The organism is Vibrio floridensis (assembly GCF_021852965.1).
GTDB lineage: Bacteria > Pseudomonadota > Gammaproteobacteria > Enterobacterales > Vibrionaceae > Vibrio > Vibrio floridensis.
The window spans coordinates 297,972-316,027 of sequence record NZ_JAKGCY010000003.1 but is presented as its reverse complement, the minus strand read 5'-3'; the positions used below and the strand labels follow the sequence as shown (position 1 = coordinate 316,027).

At 46.7% G+C, this 18,056-nt stretch carries 16 protein-coding genes; 14 read left to right on the top strand and 2 right to left on the bottom strand.

Annotation, left to right across the window (positions count from 1 at the left end):
• Positions 1 to 3: 3 nt before the first annotated feature.
• Complete coding sequence (gene rimI / locus LZU85_RS07735) at positions 4 to 456, top strand: ribosomal protein S18-alanine N-acetyltransferase (protein ID WP_237286825.1); 453 nt, start codon at positions 4 to 6, stop codon at positions 454 to 456.
• Here rimI and LZU85_RS07730 read toward each other — a convergent pair.
• The gene (locus tag LZU85_RS07730) at positions 428 to 2,491 is read right to left on the bottom strand and encodes a putative bifunctional diguanylate cyclase/phosphodiesterase (protein ID WP_237286824.1); all 2,064 of its coding nucleotides are present in this window, start codon (positions 2,489 to 2,491) and stop codon (positions 428 to 430) included. The two genes, rimI and LZU85_RS07730, sit on opposite strands and share 29 nt — an antisense overlap.
• Before the next feature lie 548 nt (positions 2,492 to 3,039).
• Here LZU85_RS07730 and prfC point away from each other — a divergent pair.
• The 5 genes from prfC (at position 3,040) to pgpA (ending at position 7,354) form a co-directional block, all read left to right on the top strand.
• Positions 3,040 to 4,629, top strand: coding sequence for a peptide chain release factor 3 (gene prfC / locus LZU85_RS07725; RefSeq protein ID WP_237286823.1), 1,590 nt, complete (start codon positions 3,040 to 3,042; stop codon positions 4,627 to 4,629).
• A gap of 244 nt (positions 4,630 to 4,873) precedes the next feature.
• The gene (ribH, locus tag LZU85_RS07720) at positions 4,874 to 5,344 is read left to right on the top strand and encodes a 6,7-dimethyl-8-ribityllumazine synthase (protein ID WP_011078424.1); all 471 of its coding nucleotides are present in this window, start codon (positions 4,874 to 4,876) and stop codon (positions 5,342 to 5,344) included.
• The gene (nusB, locus tag LZU85_RS07715) at positions 5,344 to 5,811 is read left to right on the top strand and encodes a transcription antitermination factor NusB (RefSeq protein WP_011078423.1); all 468 of its coding nucleotides are present in this window, start codon (positions 5,344 to 5,346) and stop codon (positions 5,809 to 5,811) included. The genes ribH and nusB overlap by 1 nt, the downstream gene beginning before the upstream one ends.
• Positions 5,812 to 5,876: 65 nt before the next feature.
• On the top strand, positions 5,877 to 6,845 hold the full coding sequence (thiL, locus tag LZU85_RS07710; RefSeq protein ID WP_237286822.1) for a thiamine-phosphate kinase: 969 nt from the start codon (positions 5,877 to 5,879) through the stop codon (positions 6,843 to 6,845).
• Between the two features lie 5 nt (positions 6,846 to 6,850).
• Entirely contained in the window at positions 6,851 to 7,354 is a 504-nt protein-coding gene (pgpA, locus tag LZU85_RS07705) for a phosphatidylglycerophosphatase A (protein ID WP_237286821.1), read from the top strand.
• An 80-nt stretch (positions 7,355 to 7,434) separates the two neighbouring features.
• Here pgpA and LZU85_RS07700 read toward each other — a convergent pair whose 3' ends face one another.
• Positions 7,435 to 8,907: an aminoacyl-histidine dipeptidase gene (locus LZU85_RS07700; protein WP_237286820.1), complete on the bottom strand. Its 1,473-nt coding sequence runs from the start codon at positions 8,905 to 8,907 to the stop codon at positions 7,435 to 7,437.
• Between the two features lie 1,028 nt (positions 8,908 to 9,935).
• Here LZU85_RS07700 and LZU85_RS07695 point away from each other — a divergent pair.
• From LZU85_RS07695 to ribD, 8 genes are all read left to right on the top strand, one after another.
• Entirely contained in the window at positions 9,936 to 11,225 is a 1,290-nt protein-coding gene (locus LZU85_RS07695) for an NCS2 family permease (protein WP_237286819.1), read from the top strand.
• A gap of 144 nt (positions 11,226 to 11,369) precedes the next feature.
• Positions 11,370 to 11,834 (top strand): xanthine phosphoribosyltransferase, encoded by a 465-nt coding sequence (gene gpt / locus LZU85_RS07690; RefSeq protein ID WP_011078433.1) that lies wholly within the window; start codon positions 11,370 to 11,372, stop codon positions 11,832 to 11,834.
• Between the two features lie 159 nt (positions 11,835 to 11,993).
• Positions 11,994 to 13,241, top strand: a complete 1,248-nt coding sequence (gene frsA, locus LZU85_RS07685; protein WP_011078432.1) for an esterase FrsA — start codon at positions 11,994 to 11,996, stop codon at positions 13,239 to 13,241.
• Positions 13,242 to 13,346: 105 nt separating this feature from the next.
• On the top strand, positions 13,347 to 13,736 hold the full coding sequence (crl, locus tag LZU85_RS07680) for a sigma factor-binding protein Crl (RefSeq protein ID WP_103277474.1): 390 nt from the start codon (positions 13,347 to 13,349) through the stop codon (positions 13,734 to 13,736).
• Positions 13,737 to 13,859: 123 nt separating this feature from the next.
• The gene (gene proB / locus LZU85_RS07675; RefSeq protein WP_011149676.1) at positions 13,860 to 14,999 is read left to right on the top strand and encodes a glutamate 5-kinase; all 1,140 of its coding nucleotides are present in this window, start codon (positions 13,860 to 13,862) and stop codon (positions 14,997 to 14,999) included.
• Positions 15,000 to 15,011: 12 nt separating this feature from the next.
• A complete protein-coding gene (locus LZU85_RS07670) occupies positions 15,012 to 16,280 on the top strand; it encodes a glutamate-5-semialdehyde dehydrogenase (protein ID WP_332183286.1) in 1,269 nt (422 codons plus the stop codon).
• A 200-nt stretch (positions 16,281 to 16,480) separates the two neighbouring features.
• On the top strand, positions 16,481 to 16,930 hold the full coding sequence (gene nrdR / locus LZU85_RS07665; RefSeq protein WP_011149678.1) for a transcriptional regulator NrdR: 450 nt from the start codon (positions 16,481 to 16,483) through the stop codon (positions 16,928 to 16,930).
• 19 nt (positions 16,931 to 16,949) lie between these two features.
• Positions 16,950 to 18,056, top strand: a complete 1,107-nt coding sequence (gene ribD, locus LZU85_RS07660) for a bifunctional diaminohydroxyphosphoribosylaminopyrimidine deaminase/5-amino-6-(5-phosphoribosylamino)uracil reductase RibD (protein WP_224638873.1) — start codon at positions 16,950 to 16,952, stop codon at positions 18,054 to 18,056.

Below are 18,056 nucleotides of genomic sequence, written 5' to 3'. Positions count from 1 at the left end.
AAGATGAGTTTCACTATTGTTCCTATGGCGTCAGAGCATTTGGATGCCGTTTTCCGCATTGAGCGACAAGCCCATAGCCATCCTTGGACTGAGAGTTTGGTAAAAGATTTGTCTAGCCGTGGTGCAATGCACCATGTAATGCTACTCGGCGAGGAGGTCGTAGGTTACTTTTACGCACAAAACATCGTCGGTGAGCTGACGTTGCTTAATATTGCTGTTTCTCCTCAGCATCAGCGAAAGGGATACGGGCGTCAGCTGTTGGAAGCGTTTATCGATAAAGGTGAGGCGGCTAAGGCCGAAAGTGCCTGGCTGGAGGTGCGCGAAAGTAACCAAAGCGCGATGAACCTTTATCAAGATATCGGATTTAACGAGGTAGACCGTCGTCGCAATTACTACCCAACACAATCAGGCAACGAAGACGCGATTATTATGAGTTACTTATTTGGTTGCTTTTGACTTTTGATAAGCTACTGGCCTCATGTTGGCAGCTCTCTTTTAGCCGTTGCGTAATCACGGCTACAGGGAGTGGTTTATCAAATAGATATCCTTGGAACTGCTTACAACCGAGTTCAATCAACGCATTGAGTTCCTCTTCTGTTTCTACTCCTTCTGCTATGACTTCTAAGTTCAAACGCTCCGCGATCATGATAATGGTATCGACAATGGCTTGATCACTTTGATCGAGGTGAAGTTGAGTGACAAAGGAGCGGTCAATTTTCAATACATCCACCGCAAGATGCTTAAGATAGCGTAGTGAGGAGTAACCGGTACCAAAATCATCGATCGAGATTTTGAGATCCAGCTCTTTCAACTCTGCCATTTTATTGATCGCACTTTCGACATTTTCCAATAGCAGGCTTTCGGTGATTTCCAACTCAATATGTTCGCCCGTGATATTGGCTTGTTTCAGTGCATGGGTAATGTGCTCGACAAAGGCATTTTTAGAAAACTGCAATGGACTGATGTTGATCGCTAATCGGTGAAAACTGGCGGGTAACACGTTCTCTTTTTTCCATTTGGCGTACTGGAAGCACGCTTGTTCAATGATCCAGTCCCCAATTTGCAGTATCTGCCCGGTTTCCTCTGCTATTGGCATGAATATACCAGGGGGTAGCACCCCTCTCTCTGGATGATTCCAACGAATGAGCGCTTCAACGCCAATGATTTGTTGTTGCGCGTTGACCTGAGGTTGATAATAAAGCTCCAGTTGCCCTTTATGCAGCGCTTCATGCAGCCCTTTCTCTATCTCTAAAAACGACTCCACTTGCGCCTGCATTTCAGGTTCATAAAAAACGTATTTATTGCGACCTGCGACTTTGGCTCGGTAGAGAGCGGTGTCGGCTTGGCGTAGAACGTCAATACTCGAGGCACCTTTGTCGGTGAAGCAGGATATGCCGATACTGACCGTGCAATAGAGCTGGTGGTCATCTATCGAATAGGGATTGGATATCAACGTTAATAGTTGTTGCGCCTTGTTGGCGGCGTTTTCTCTGTCAAGCGCGGGAATCAAAATGGCAAACTCATCTCCACCAATGCGTGCGGCAATTTCTCCAGTTTTCAGCCAAGCTTCTAATCGCTTAGCAATGGTTCGCATCAGCTTATCGCCAATCGTGTGACCAAGTGAATCATTAATGGTTTTAAAACGATCGAGATCGAGATAAAACAACACACCAGGCGTTTGTGATTCTTGGGACTCTTTCAGTGTCTCTGTGAGGCTTTTGAGCAGCAAGCTGCGATTGGCGAGTCCAGTGAGCGTGTCAAAATAGGCCAGCTGATTGAGTTGGCTCTCTGCGGCAGCCCTTGCTTGCCACAGATTGTGAAAGGATAGCGCCAAGCGTCCCAATTCATCGTTGTTATTCCCTGGGGGGAGTTCAACGGCATTTTTCCGATTTTGTAGTGAGTTAACCCAATTGATCAGAGTAATGATTGGTTTCGACAGCTTGAAATAGAAAAAGAACAGCAATATCGACGTTAGCAGTACGTTGCGAAAGAGGTCAAACAACAGGATGCGAGACGATTTCTTGATAAAGGCTTCTGCGATACTTGAACCATCAACCGAAAAACTCAACTCACCTACCATCGTGTTGGTGTTCGGTTGATGTAATTCAGTCTTGTAAAAAGGCTGAGCAGGTGTCAGGAAGCTCGAAAGCAACTGTGTCGTAAAGTTCTGTGAGTCAACGGTGCGATGTTTCTGAGTGAGCACATCGCCAAAGTCATCAACAATTTTAACCCGATAAATCGCGCCATCCATCATCAAGGTCGAGGCGACCTGATCCGCTAATAAGTGATTCAAATGATAGGCCGCTTGGCTGGCATTCGAATAATTTTGCAATAGCTTAAAGTGATAGTGCTCTTCGATACGACGTTGCTCTTGGTGTAGATCCGCCAAAATATGGTAAAGGCTAAAGCAAAGCCCCAATACAACGGATACCAGAAACACAGTTCTGGCTTGCTTAAAAGCTAACGAATGCACCTTTTTGTTTCTAAGCATACTGATGACCGCTGTGAGTTACTCTTTTAGTTATAGACGATATTTCCCGTTTGGTTAATTCTCAACTTGAAATTGCGCAACAAGGTTATTTCCCTAAGTTTCTGTTGAGTGCGTTGTACTATTGTTGAGACAAAATGTAATGGTTCACGTTATTTACTCGATAAAGCAAGATAACTACTCGTTATTAATGATAATCAGGCAAGTATTAGCGACTGTTTATATATCGTTTTTTACTTAAGTGCTGGTCGACGTTTGGAGTAAACCGGTTAATTAAGGAAAACGGTGAGGAAATGAAATTCGTCCCTCTAGCGCTGCGAGGAGGTGTTTGGGTACGCAAGCAGAATCGCCGTTTGATTCTGCTAAGATTGGCTATTTATCAGTACTCGCTTATTCTCATTGAAATGATGAGTTGATCGGATCAAAGTTGCCGATTGGCCGATAATAAGCGAGAATACCGCGCAAAATTGAATCTACTCAGGAATCTGGTTAGTCACCTCACATGAAGTGCACCGATTTCCGGCTCAGATAAAACACAGAAGACCAGTTTCATGTCAAATGCTCCTTTTTTAAGCGAAGTATCTAAACGTAGAACCTTCGCGATCATCTCGCACCCAGATGCGGGTAAAACAACTATCACAGAAAAAGTCCTGCTGTTCGGACGTGCGATTCAAACCGCAGGTACAGTAAAAGGTCGTGGTTCTAGCCAGCACGCTAAGTCTGACTGGATGGAAATGGAAAAAGAACGTGGTATCTCGGTGACAACATCGGTGATGCAGTTCCCGTACAACGATTGCTTAGTGAACCTACTTGATACTCCGGGACACGAAGACTTCTCGGAAGATACTTACCGTACGCTAACGGCGGTTGACTCGTGTTTGATGGTGATCGACGCCGCGAAAGGTGTTGAGGATCGCACTCGTAAGCTTATGGAAGTTACCCGTCTGCGTGATACGCCGATCGTCACCTTCATGAACAAATTGGACCGTGATATTCGCGATCCGATGGAACTGCTTGATGAAGTCGAAAGCGAGCTGAATATTGCCTGTGCACCGGTATCTTGGCCAATTGGTTGTGGTAAAGAGTTCAAAGGCGTTTATCACATCCATCGTGATGAGACCATTTTGTACTCAACGGGCCAGGGTCATACGATTCAAGAAGAACGAATCGTCAAAGGTCTCGACAATCCTGAACTGGATGAAGCCGTCGGTGCTGATCTTGCTGAGCAACTGCGTGAAGAGTTGGAGCTGGTTCTTGGCGCGTCTCACGAGTTTGATCAGGAGATGTTCCTAAAGGGTGAATTGACTCCGGTATTCTTTGGTACTGCATTGGGTAACTTTGGTGTTGACCACATGCTTGATGGTCTGACGGACTGGGCGCCAGCGCCGCTACCGCGTCAAGCCAATGAGCGTGAAGTGGAAGCCACTGAAGACAAGTTCACCGGTTTCGTCTTTAAGATTCAGGCAAACATGGATCCTAAGCACCGCGACCGTATCGCGTTTATGCGTATTGTGTCGGGCACGTATACTCAAGGCATGAAGATGAATCACGTTCGCTTGGGTAAACAAGTGAACATTTCTGATGCCGTGACCTTCATGGCGGGCGATCGTTCTCGCGCGGAAGCTGCGTATGCCGGTGACATCATTGGTTTGCATAACCATGGCACTATCCAGATTGGTGACACCTTTACCCAAGGTGAATCCCTGAAGTTCTCTGGTATTCCAAACTTTGCACCTGAGCTATTCCGTCGTATTCGTCTGCGCGATCCTCTGAAGCAAAAACAACTGTTAAAAGGTCTTGTTCAGCTTTCAGAAGAAGGGGCAGTACAGGTATTCCGTCCTTTGCAGAACAACGATTTGATCGTGGGCGCGGTCGGTGTGCTTCAGTTTGATGTTGTTGTGGCGCGTTTGAAATCTGAATACAACGTAGAAGCGATTTACGAGGGTGTGAACGTAGCGACGGCACGTTGGGTTGAATGTGGTGATGCGAAGAAACTAGACGAGTTCCAGCGTAAGAACCAAGCGAACCTAGCACTGGATGGTGGTGACAACTTGACTTATATCGCTCCAACCATGGTCAACCTCAATCTTGCTAAAGAGCGTTTCCCTGAAGTGGAATTCCGCGCTACGCGTGAGCACTGATCACCAGTCAACGCTAGTGAATGATTTAAGAGCCCTTGGTTGACCACCAAGGGCTTTTTATCTTGCAGCGCACGATCCAGTGGTTGGCTCATTGAGTGTGTTGAACCGAATGTTGGCAAGCGAAAGCATCGACAGCGCCTAGTGTTCCACACAACGCTCGATCGAAATACCATTAGATATTGCTCACAAAATTGTGCTAGAATCCGGCGATTCTCACTTGATGAACATAGTTAAAGGAAGGCTTATGAAAGTGATCGAGGGTGGCTTCCCTGCGCCAAACGCAAAAATTGCTATCGTTATTTCTCGTTTCAACAGTTTTATTAACGAAAGTCTATTGTCTGGTGCCATCGACACTTTGAAGCGTCACGGTCAAGTCAGTGAAGACAACATCACCGTTGTACGTTGTCCTGGTGCTGTTGAATTACCTTTAGTGGCTCAGCGCGTAGCAAAAACAGGTAAGTTCGACGCGATTGTATCTCTTGGCTCAGTGATCCGTGGTGGTACACCACACTTTGACTATGTTTGTAGTGAAATGAATAAAGGTCTAGCGCAAGTGTCTCTTGAATTTAGCATTCCAGTGGCGTTTGGTGTTTTGACCGTTGATACTATCGATCAAGCTATTGAACGCGCAGGAACCAAGGCTGGTAACAAAGGTGCAGAAGCTGCACTGAGCGCACTTGAGATGATAAACGTTCTTTCTGAAATTGATTCCTAATGGGGGCCAGTGTGAAACCAGCCGCACGTCGTAACGCACGTCAATTCGCTTTACAAGCAATCTATTCATGGCAAATTACTAAAGAAAATGTTGCCACTATCGAAGCTCAGTTTTTGGCTGGCGAAAAGTATGATGAAGAAGAGCATCGTGCTGCTGAGCCTGCACTAGCAGCTCCGGAGACTGACGTAGCATACTTCCGCGACTTGTTGACCGGTGTTGTTCTAAGTCACACCGAACTGGACAGTAAGATTCGCCCTTACGTTTCTCGTCCAATGCAAGATTTGGATATGATGGAGTTGGCGCTGCTACGTTTAGCGATGTACGAAATGACTCGCCGTGAAGACGTACCTTACAAAGTTGTGATTAACGAAGCGATCGAGCTAGCAAAAGTATTTGCAGCAGAAGATAGCCATAAGTTTGTTAACGGTGTGCTTGATAAAGCCGCACCGCACGTTCGCAAAAAATAAGCGTTATTGAATAACAAAAGGTCAGCACAATGCTGGCCTTTTTTATAACAAAGGAAAGGATTTTGATGTCAGGCGAGTTTAATCTGATTGAAAAATACTTCGTTGGCCGTCAGGCACAACGTAAAGATGTACACCTAGCTGCTGGCGACGATTGCGCGCTAGTCAAAGCCCCAGCTAACGTGCAAATTGCCATTAGCACCGATACCTTAGTATGTGGCACTCATTTCTTAGCCGATGCTGATCCCGCTTGGGTGGCGCATAAGGCGTTAGCATCGAACATCAGTGATTTGGCGGCCATGGGGGCAACACCAGCGTGGGTCTCATTTGCTCTGACTATGCCGCAAGCCGACGAAGCCTGGTTGGCTCCCTTTTGTGATGGTTTTTTTAAGCTGGCGGATTACTTCGGCATACAGCTCATTGGTGGTGACACGACGAAAGGTCCACTGAGTTTGACCATGACGGTGCAAGGATTTGTCCCTGAAGGGAAAGCGATCACGCGCAGTGGTGCCAAAGCGGGCGACTATGTGTTTGTTACGGGGACGCTAGGCGATGCAAAGGCGGGATTGGATGTGATTCTCGATAGCAACTTGCGTACTCGCCCAGCCGCACAAGTGCTAGAAAAAGCGCATTATATGAGTATGCCGCGGATTTTAGCAGGGCAAGCGTTGGTCGGATTAGCCTCGGCGGCGATCGATATCTCCGATGGCTTAATTGCGGATCTAGGGCACATCTTAAACCGTTCTCAGGTTGGTGTTAGCCTGGATGTCTCTAAGCTGCCGATTTCATCTGAACTGCTTTCTTTTGTGACCGAGCGCGAAACGGCACTTCAATATGCGCTGACCAGCGGCGAAGAATACGAGCTTTGTTTTACCGTGCCCGAAGAGGCAAGAGGAACAATCGAAAGTACCTTGGCACACGTTGGTTGCAAAGTGACGTGTATCGGGCAAATTCGTCCACATGGCTTTTTTGAACTCCATGATGATGGCAAAAAATTAAACTGGGATTTGAGTGGCTTTGACCACTTTAAGGCGTAATCACCATGAACAATCCACTTGATAAAATTTCTTTAAATAATCCTTGGCATTTATTGGCAACGGGGTTTGGCAGTGGATTATCGCCGATTATCCCTGGCACCATGGGGACGTTGGCATCCATTCCTCTGTTTTTGGTTTTCGCTCCATTGCCTCTTCCTATCTATTTGGTGATTGTTCTCGCGGCCTGTCTAGTCGGCATTAAAATTTGCCAAGTGACGTCAGACGACATGGGCGTGCACGATCACGGCTCGATTGTCTGGGATGAGTTTGCTGGCTTTTGGATCACCATGACCATCATGCCTGCGTTGCAAATCCCCATTTCTGAGTTGAAATGGGTAGGCGCAGGGTTCGTGTTGTTCCGCTTCTTCGATATGGTCAAACCTTGGCCGATTGGCTGGTTGGATAAGCGTGTGCATGGTGGGTTAGGTATTATGCTGGATGACATTGTCGCTGGGGTGATGTCTGCCATTTCTCTCTATGTGCTAGGGTATTTTGCTGGTTGGTTATAAGCGGAAAAGCGATTGATAAAGCGCATACAAAGAAGGAGGACCTTGGTCCTCCTTCTTTCATTTAAGAGCAAACTTCGCGGTTACGCCTTTTCAGGAATCGCTTCCAGCAACGCCACCATTTGATCCCAGTAGAGTTGTACCGTGTCAATCTTCACTTTCTCATCTGGAGAGTGCGGGAACTTAATGGTTGGGCCAAATGACACCATGTCCATGTCAGGGTAAGGTTTCTTGAATAGGCCGCATTCTAGACCCGCGTGAATAACCATGATGTTCGGTTTGTGACCGTAAATGCCTTCGTACATATCACGGAAGATCGCCATGATTTCAGAATCAGCATCCGGTTTCCAACCTGGGTAAGCGCCAGAGAACACGATGTGTGCACCTGCCAGTTCCGCTACTGATGCCAGCATGCTTTCCACTTGGCTGCGACCTGAGTCGATCAGTGAACGGATCAAGCACAATACGGTGATTTTGTTCTCTTCAGTGGTGATAACACCCACGTTAAGCGACGTTTCAACCACACCTTCAATCTCATCGCTCATGCGAATGACACCGTTTGGACAAGCATTTAATGCAGCGACAAAGCGTTGTTGATCTGCATTCGTCAATACACCCACTTCTACATCGACCGCTTGGTTAAACGTGACAATATTGGTTTCCACTTTACCGAGTTCGGCTTTCAGAAGTTCAGTGTAGTAGTCAAACAGTTGAGCAAGCTTATCTTGGTTTTCTGCAGGCAGCGCCACTTTGACGAATGCTTCACGAGGAATCGCATTACGCAGGCTACCACCGCGGAACTCTACTAAACGCAGATCCAATTCTTGTGCATGGCCAGCAAGGAAACGTGCCATCAGTTTGTTTGCGTTACCACGGCCAGTGTGGATGTCACAACCTGAGTGACCGCCTTTTAAGCCTTTTAACGTTAACTGACGAGTAATAAAGTCTGCAGGAACCGCTTCGCGTTGAATATCAAACGTCATCGCGCCGTCGATACCGCCTGCGCAGCCCATGTAGACTTCACCCTCTTGCTCTGAATCGGTATTAAGAAGAATGTCGCCTTCTAGCCAGCCCGCTTCCAAACCGAAAGCGCCCGTCATGCCTGCTTCTTCATCAATGGTTAGCAGAACCTCAATTGGACCGTGCTTGATCTCTGTTGAGGCCAATACCGCAAGGCAGGAAGCCATGCCAATTCCATTATCCGCTCCGAGCGTTGTACCTTCTGCGGTTACCCACTCACCGTCAATGTATGGACGAATAGGATCGGTGGTGAAGTCGTGTTGAGTGTCTTCGTTTTTCTGAGGCACCATGTCGATGTGCGCTTGAAGAACAACACCCTTTTTGTTTTCCATGCCTGGTGTCGCAGGCTTTTTAATAAACACATTGCCGGTTGGATCGCGACGGACGTCTAGACCTTGCTCTGTCGCCCAGTTGACGATGTACTGAGCAAGGGCTTCTTCATGCTTTGATGGGTGTGGGATAGAACAAATCTTATCAAAAAACTGCCAAAGTGGAGCAGGTGATAAGGTACTGATTTCAGAATGGAACTCAGACACAGATGACTCCTTTTTCTAGGTTTGCCGGATGATGGCACTGCTGTTAGCCCAGTAGATTAGATGGTTGTGGGTTCAGCAAATAATAAGTTGTGAGCAAGGATATCACTTGCAAGCAGAGCCGAGTAGTGCCAGTCACAGGCTGTTTACAAGTTCACTGTCACAGAATGTGAACATGGCTGTCAGCACTTACTCAATTGGTTGGCTATGCTCTGTAACTTAACCTATTTTGAGTTTGATAATTCTGTAATTTAATTACCAAATTAACTTGATATAGATCATTAAATGAAATTTATGTGATTTTAATCACTAAAAGTATTGTAATAAAATTTCTTTGTGGTATATTTATAACCAGCTTCTGAAGCGAAGAAAAAATGCTCAAAGGATGAGTCCGTTTATCGCCTCCAAGGAACCGAGAAATCAAACGTGTTTAATTGATTTAATAAGGTGATAGTTATGAAAGGTTTAGCATCTGCAATGTTTTGGACAAACAACTCTGTTTACACCAGCAACTTTGCGTACCCAACAAGCTTTGGTTACAAGTAACGTAAGTTAACCAAGTGCATGTGACCCCCGAACGATTTGTTCACCCCTAAATTGGAATTTTCTTTCAGTAATCGAACTGACATGATTCTACCGCCACTCAAATTGAGTGGCGTTTTTTTATTCTAGCTAGGGAAAATGTCTCACATTACCTTAAGTTTTCTTTCCTTTGATTTAGCGTGAGCGCTTAGCTCGAATCTGCCGCATTTCTTACATGTAAACTCTGCAATTTTTCCTCGTTATTCCGTGTAAGTTTACGACATTGTCGATTTATTCTTCAGTTTATCTTCTAAGGCCCCTGTTTTTTCTAGTTGTTTCTTAAAGGAAAAATAATGGCGGCTGATTTTTCTTGCTGAATTGGTTTCATAATCTAGTTAGAAATCTTGATTAGAGTGATAAATCTATCTGGAATTTGTTATTTGATAACTTTATAATCTGTAGCCAATCGATTACGCAACCGTTTACTTTTACTATTTCAGGACTCGAACATGCTCGAAAGGCTATTTAAACTCAGCGAACATGGCACAAATGTGCGCACTGAGATCATTGCAGGTGTAACGACCTTTCTGACGATGGCTTACATCATTTTTGTTAACCCTGCGATCTTAGCAGACGCAGGTATGGATCGTGGTGCGGTGTTTGTCGCCACCTGTCTTGCTGCGGCAATTGGCTGTTTCATCATGGGTCTACTTGCCAACTATCCTATTGCGCAGGCGCCAGGTATGGGGCTAAATGCCTTCTTTACTTATGCTGTTGTGCTGGGCATGGGCTATACGTGGCAAGTTGCATTGGCGGCGGTATTTGTGTCGGGTGTGCTTTTTATCCTGTTGAGCATCTTCAAAATTCGTGAGTGGATCATCAACTCGATTCCGCTCTCTTTGAGAACGGGGATCTCAGCGGGTATCGGCTTGTTCCTTGCGTTCATTGCACTGAAAAATGCAGGTATCGTTGTTGATAACCCAGCGACGTTTGTTTCTCTAGGCGATATTACTTCTCTTGCACCAGCTCTGGCGGCTTTTGGCTTCTTTTTGACTATTGCACTGGTTCACCGTGGTGTGAAAGGGGCAGTCATGATTGCGATCTTGGCAGTGACAGCACTTGGTTTGGTGTTTGGTGATGTCCAATGGGCGGGTGTGATGTCAACCCCACCAAGTATTGCGCCTACGTTCATGCAACTGGACTTCTCTGCGGTATTTGAAGTTGGCATGATTTCTGTGGTGTTTGCTTTCTTGTTTGTTGACTTGTTCGACACGGCGGGCACGCTCGTGGGTGTTGCAACCAAAGCGAACCTGATTGAGAAAGATGGCAAACTGCCACGTTTGAACAAAGCACTGCTTGCTGACTCAACAGCGACTTCTGTAGGTGCGCTACTAGGGACATCAAACACAACGTCTTACATCGAAAGTGTCTCTGGTGTGGCGGCTGGTGGCCGTACCGGTTTAACGGCGGTTGTCGTGGGTGTGCTATTCCTATTGGCACTGTTCTTCTCACCACTGGCAGGCATGATTCCCGCATACGCAACAGCAGGTGCTCTGTTCTACGTGGCAATTTTGATGCTTTCTGGATTGGTCAGCATTGATTGGCGCGACTTAACCGAGGCGGCTCCTGTCGTTGTGACATGCTTGCTGATGCCACTGACTTTCTCGATTGCAGAAGGGATTTCTTTAGGTTTCATCGCGTACGCTGCCATCAAATTGTTCAGCGGAAAAGGGCGTGATGTTTCGCTCAGCGTCTGGATTATGTCGGCTATTTTTATCATCAAGTATCTGGTGGCTTAAATAGCTTTTAGAGTTGCGTTCCGGTAGAATAATCGTTTGCGCAGCTCGATACCCAAACTTTCTGTTACGTTTCGGGCTCTCATCTTTATGAGAGCCTGTTGTCTGTTTGGGACAGTAGATTTTTCAAATAATTAGGTTATTACAATGAGCAACAAATTCGTTATTACCTGGGACGCCATGCAAACTTACTGCCGTCAACTTGCTGAAAAACAGATGCCAGCAGACCAATGGAAAGGCATTTGGGCAGTGAGCCGTGGTGGTTTGGTTCCTGGGGCTATTCTGGCTCGTGAGCTAGGTATTCGCTATGTCGACACCATCTGTATTTCCAGCTATGACCACGATCATCAACGTGATATGACTGTACTGAAAGCACCGGAAGGTGACGGCGAAGGCTACCTAATCGTTGAAGATCTAGTCGATAGCGGTGACACCGCGCGTAAACTGCGTGAAATGTACCCTAAAGCGAAACTGATTGCGGTTTGTGCAAAACCTTCTGGTAAAGAGTTGTTGGATGATTATGTCGTCGACATCGCTCAAGATACTTGGATTGAGCAGCCATGGGATATGGCTTTGGCTTACGCTGAACCCGTAAACCGAAAGCAGAAGTAAATCCTGATTTTGTTGAGAGAATGACCCTTTTACGGGTCATTTTTTTTTATACTGTTATACTGATTTGGCTTTTAGGCGCACACACTCTTGCATGGAAAGAGTATTAAGCCTCTGAGCTGTATTTTTTTAGTCTTTTGGAATGTCACTCTGAGCCCGAATATGTCAGAAGAAGTCAGCAAAAACCTGTCAGAAACGCTATTTGTCAAACATAAGCAAGCCAAAGAAACCTCGGCATTGACTCAATACATGCCGACCAGCCAATCCTTACTTGATGAAATTAAAGAGAAGAATGGTTTTTCTTGGTATCGCAACCTTCGTCGCTTGCAATGGGTGTGGCAAGGTGTCGATCCTATTGAGCAAGAACAAGTATTGGCTCGTATTGCGTCTTCCAAACATTCACGCACTGATGAGCAATGGCTCGATACGGTGATGGGATATCACAGTGGTAACTGGGCTTATGAATGGACGCGGCTCGGTATGGAGCATCAAAAACGTGCCGGTGAGATGACTAATGAAGCAGCATCGGAAGCGCTCTTCTCCGCATCCTTGTGTTACAGCATCGCAGGTTACCCACACCTCAAGAGCGATAATTTGGCCATTCAAGCCCAAGTATTGGCCAACAGCGCTTACCTTGAAGCCGCGAAAAAAAGCAAATACATCATTAAGCAGCTCGAGATCCCATTTGAGAAAGGGAAGATCACCGCGCACTTGCATCTGACCAATACGGACAAACCGCATCCTGTGGTTATTGTGAGTGCGGGATTAGACAGTCTGCAAACCGACATGTGGCGTCTATTTCGAGATCACCTTGCCAAGCACGATATTGCCATGTTGACAGTAGACATGCCATCGGTGGGGTACAGCTCAAAATACCCCTTAACGGAGGATTACAGTCGCCTTCACCAAGCGGTGTTGAACGAGCTTTTCTCTATTCCTTATGTCGATCATCATCGAGTGGGTTTGATCGGCTTTCGTTTTGGCGGTAACGCCATGGTGAGGCTCTCGTTTCTTGAGCAAGAAAAGATCAAAGCGTGCGTCATCTTAGGCGCACCTATTCATGATATTTTTGCCTCCCCACAGAAATTGCAGCAAATGCCGAAGATGTATCTCGATGTCTTAGCCTCGCGTTTAGGTAAGAGTGTGGTAGATATTTACAGCTTATCGGGGCAAATGGCCGCGTGGTCACTGAAAGTACAAGGCTTTTTGAGCAGTCGTAAAACCAAGGTGCCTATCTTGGCGATGAGCTTAGAAGGGGATCCTGTCTCGCCATATTCGGATAATCAGATGGTTGCTTTTTTTAGCACTTATGGAAAAGCGAAGAAAATCAGTTCCAAAACAATTACACAAGGATATGAGCAATCCCTCGATTTAGCGATAAAATGGCTGGAAGATGAACTCTTAAGGTGACAAATCTCCTAATTTAGTCAAGAGTGATATATGAGCCTGAAAATTTAAGCTCATGATAAATAAAAATTATTGTCATTCTTAACATTGAAGAAAATGGAGATTCACATGTCAGAAGTGACGAACAACCCTACCCACAATCGTTTATTGGCAAAATTGCGAGCGATGGGGCCTTACTTGAGAGACCCTCAATCTAAGGAAGGGCTTTACTACTTTGATTGCTTGTCTGTTTGTATTGATGATCGAAAATCACCAGAGTTGCGCGAATTTTGGGGCTGGTGGATGGAGCTGGAAGCGGCAGAGGGAGGCTTTACAGCAAACTATCATATTGGAAAATATGATGTTGAAGGGAATTGGCTCGATTTGGCTATTCCCAAAAATCTACTTGAAGAAGTGAACAAAACCCAGAACTGTTTTCACCTCAAATTAGTCAAAACCTTGGAAGAGCATTTTCAGCTAAGCGTGGCGTATCACGAGCAGTCAGTGGAATTTGTCTGATTTCATCCTCTTGGAACTACCTAAATCAAAAAGGTGCGATTTTCGCACCTTTTCTGCTTGTGAATTCTTCATTTGATTGTTAAAACATCTTCTCTATTTTTGTGTTTCATTTCAGAAGACATCATGACAACGAATCAACAAAGCGTCGCAGCTTCTCAACCAAAAACTATCGTTGTGAAGCTTGGAACCAGTGTATTGACCGGTGGTACATTAGCGTTAGATCGCGCTCATATGGTTGAGCTTGCGCGCCAATGTGCAGAGTTAAAAAAACAAGGCCACTCTGTGGTGGTCGTCTCGTCAGGCGCGATTGCCGCTGGACGTGAGCACTTAGGTTACCCCGCGCTGCCCAATGCGATGGCAAGCAAACAGTTGCTTGCTGCGGTTGGGCAAAGTCAGTTGATTCAAACTTGGGAATCGTTATTTGCACTGTATGGCATCAAAATTGGCCAAATGCTGCTCACTCGAGCGGATCTCGAAGATCGCGAACGTTTTCTCAATGCTCGAGATACGATTAACGCGTTAGTGGATAACGGCATTATTCCTGTTGTTAATGAAAATGACGCCGTTGCCACGAGCGAAATCAAAGTGGGTGACAACGACAACCTCTCTGCGTTGGTGGGCATTTTATGTGGTGCTGATAAACTGCTATTGCTGACAGACCAAAAAGGCTTGTATACCGCCGATCCTCGTAAAGATCCCAATGCAGAGCTGATCAAAGAAGTTAAAGTCATTGACGACACCTTGCGTAAAATTGCTGGTGGCAGTGGTACAACACTAGGTACTGGTGGGATGGCAACAAAGCTCCAAGCTGCGGACATTGCGCGTCGTGCTGGCATTGAAGTCATCATTGCGGCAGGCCGTGGTCAAAATGTCATTTTTGATGCGTTGAGCCCTGCCCCTCAAGGAACTCGTTTCTTGCCTTGTGAAGAAGCGTTGGAAAATCGTAAGCGTTGGATTCTCGCTGGCCCTGCGGCCTCTGGTGATATTGTGATTGACCAAGGTGCGGTGAAAGCCGTGGTCGAAAAAGGGAGCAGTTTGTTGGCGAAAGGGGTGACCAAAGTACTTGGCGAGTTTTCTCGTGGCGAAGTGGTTCGTGTAACGGATGCACAAGGCCATTTGGTTGCGCGAGGTATTGCGAGTTATTCCAACCAAGATATGGCGAAAATTGCCGGTAAGCACAGCAAAGACATTATTTCGATTCTGGGCTATGACTATGGTTCAGAAGTGATTCACCGTGACGACATGGTTGTCATTCAAGAATAGTCGCTCACCAGAATCAAAGAGGACAACAAAGTGGATTTAATCACATTAGGCAAAGCGGCAAAAGACGCGGCTTTTCAGCTTGCCACAGCTTCTACGGCACAAAAGAACAAAGCATTGGCCATCATTGCAGATGAACTTGAAGCGAATGCGGCGGATATTTTGGCGGCAAACAACAAAGATATCGAACTCGGTCGACAAGCGGGTTTGAGCGAAGCGATGCTGGATCGTTTACTTTTGAATGAATCTCGCTTGAATGGCATCGCCAACGATGTACGTAACGTGATCAGCCTAACGGATCCGGTTGGTAGCGAAATCGACAGTAAAGTGTTGGAAAATGGCATGCAGTTGTCACGCCGTCGTGTGCCGCTTGGCGTGGTTGGTGTGATTTACGAAGCGCGCCCAAATGTCACTATCGACATCGCGGCATTGTGCCTAAAAACCGGCAACGCGAGCATCCTACGTGGCGGTAAAGAGACCTTCTTCTCCAACATGGAGTTGGTGAAGGTGATTCAATCGGCGTTAGCGAAAGCTGGCCTGCCAGCGGCATCGGTGCAGTACATTGAAAAACCGGATCGTGAGCTGGTCACTCAATTGCTGAAACTGGACGATTACGTTGACATGATCATCCCTCGTGGTGGCGCGGGGCTGCACAAAATGTGTAAAGAGAACAGCACCATCCCTGTGATCATTGGTGGCTTCGGTATCAGCCATATTTTTGTTGATGAAACGGCCGATCTCGCGAAAAGCGTGGATGTAGTGGAGAATGCAAAAGCTCAGCGTCCTTCCGCTTGTAATGCGCTGGATACCTTACTTGTTCATGAGCGTATTGCAGAGCAGTTTCTTCCGATGCTGGTGGCAAAACTCAATGGCAAAGTGACTTTTGTTGTTGAGCCAAAAGCCAAAGCGTACATGACTAAAGCTGAACAGGTGCGTGATGCGAGTGAGGGTGATTTTGATACCGAATGGTTGAGTTACACGCTGGGAGTTAAAGTGGTTGCGGATGTGCAAGAAGCGATCGACCACATGCGTGAACATAACGCGAGTCACTCTGATGCCATCATGACTAACCATCTGCAAAATGCTGAGTTGTTCATCAACTCGGCGGGCTCTGCGGCGGTGTATGTCAACGCATCGACACGCTTTACCGATGGCGCACAATTTGGTTTGGGCGCAGAAGTGGCGGTGTCTACTCAGAAATTGCACGCACGTGGTCCAATGGGATTAGAAGAGTTAACCAGTTACAAATGGGTTGGCAAGGCGAATTACCTTTCACGCGCGTAAGCGTAATCGAGTTTGAGTTAACATATCCGGTCTAAACCGTTTTGAAAAAGGGGCATCACGCCCCTTTTTGTTTTATTCGGCCTAGCAATTCCGCTAAACTAGCCGCAAGTTCTGCACCTGCTTTGCCGCCGTGATTCGCTCTATTACCACGGATATTCGCAATAGCGTGCAGATGGATCTATGCATCATTGGGAGGTGATATGCATTGTCCTTTCTGTTCAGAAAATGACACCAAAGTAATTGATTCGCGTTTGGTGGCCGATGGTCATCAAGTACGTCGCCGTCGTCAGTGCCTCGCCTGTAACGAACGTTTTACCACGTTTGAAACCGCGGAGTTGTTAATGCCAAAGGTGATCAAATCCAATGGCAACCGTGAGCCGTTCAATGAAGACAAGATGGTTGGTGGTATTCAGCGTGCTTTAGAGAAACGTCCTGTCAGTGCCGATGCAATTGAACTGGCGATCAGCATGATCAAATCCAAATTACGTGCCACTGGCGAGCGTGAAGTGCCGAGCAAAATGATCGGCAACTTGGTGATGGAACAGCTTAAACATTTAGACAAAGTGGCCTATATTCGCTTTGCTTCCGTATACCGTAGTTTTGAAGATATTCGTGAATTTGGTGAAGAAATCGCCAGATTGGAAGATTAACGCAAGGTAACGGTTCACCATGTCGGAATTTACTGCAATCGATAGACAAATGATGCTGCGCGCCATTGCTTTGGCGAAACGCGGCCTCTATACCACCGCACCTAATCCTAATGTTGGTTGTGTATTACTGCGCGACGGCGAAATTGTCGGAGAAGGTTTTCACTTTCGCGCTGGCGAGCCTCATGCGGAAGTGCACGCGATGCGCATGGCTGGTGACAAAACCAAAGGTGCGACCGCTTATGTCACGCTAGAGCCTTGTTCACACTATGGTCGAACGCCCCCGTGTGCGGAAGGCTTAATTAAAGCTGGGGTAAGCCGAGTGGTGTGTGCAATGGAAGACCCAAACCCCCAAGTCGCGGGGAGAGGTTTTGCCATGTTGCGAGAGGCAGGGATCGAGGTATCGGTGGGCCTACTTCAAACAGAAGCAGAAGCACTGAATCCTGCTTTTATTAAGCGAATGAAAACGGGCATGCCGTTTGTTCAACTCAAAATGGCCGCGTCCCTCGATGGTCAAACGGCTTTAGCTAATGGCAAGAGTCAGTGGATCACCTCTCCACAAGCTCGCCGAGATGTGCAACGTTTTCGGGCGCAATCAGGGGCGATTTTGTCCACCAGTAAAACGGTGCTCGCTGACAATGCGTCTCTTAATGTTCGTTGGTCCGAGTTACCTTCGTCTGTGCAACGCGCTTTACCGCAAGAGCAGCTGCGCCAGCCCACTCGTGTTGTGTTAGACAGACAAGCCGAGCTTTCGTCGGAGCTAAAACTTTACCAAACCGAGGGTGAGCGACTCATTGTTGGTCCTAAAGGCGATCTCCCCGCACCTTTGGATGAGCACGGACAGATCAATTTGCCCCAACTGTTCGCGCAACTGAGTCAAACACAGTCAATCAACCATCTTTGGGTTGAAGCGGGAGCAACGCTGGCCGCTGGACTGATAAAACACCATTTGGTGGACGAACTGATTGTTTACCTCGCCCCCAAACTGATGGGCAGCGATGGACGTGGATTGATGGGTGCACTGGGTTTGCAAACCATGTCACACGTGATCGATTTAGATATTAAAGATGTGCGAATGGTTGGGGCGGATATCCGCATCATTGCGCACATCAAAGCAAAAGAAAGTTGA